Annotated in this window: 1 protein-coding gene; it reads left to right on the top strand. The window is 71.0% G+C overall.

Translation table 11 applies throughout. From position 1 onward, the window contains the following. The coding region (locus tag KUM32_RS40520; RefSeq protein ID WP_217146686.1) for a S8 family serine peptidase at positions 1-579 on the top strand (579 nt) is incomplete at both ends.

Below are 579 nucleotides of genomic sequence, written 5' to 3'. Positions count from 1 at the left end.
GAGTACGGCGGCACCGTCAGACACACCTACACGGCCGCCCTCAACGGCTACTCCGCGCAGCTCAGCGAGCGCGAGGCGAAGAAGCTCGCCGCCGACCCGGCCGTCGACCAGGTCATCCAGGACACCACGGTGCACGCGACCGCCACCCAGAACAACCCGCCCAACTGGGGTCTGGACCGGATCGACCAGGCCAACCTGCCGCTGGACCAGAAGTACACCTACCCCGACAGCGCGGGCGGCGGCACCACCATCTACATCATCGACACCGGCGTGCGCGTCAGCCACCAGGACTTCGGCGGCCGGGCCGTCAACGGCTACGACGCGGTGGACAACGACAACGTCGCCCAGGACGGCAACGGCCACGGCACGCACGTCGCCTCGACCACGGCGGGCATCGCCCACGGCGTCGCCAAGAAGGCCAAGGTCGTGGCCGTCCGCGTGCTCAACGACCAGGGCTCGGGCACCACCGCGGGCGTGGTGGCCGGCATCGACTGGGTCACCAAGAACCACAGCGGCCCCTCGGTGGCCAACATGTCCCTCGGCGGCGGCGCCAGCTCCGCCCTGGACACGGCCGTGCGC

Source organism: Streptomyces sp. AC627_RSS907 (assembly GCF_019049165.1).
This window is presented reverse-complemented; position numbering and strand designations above follow the sequence as displayed.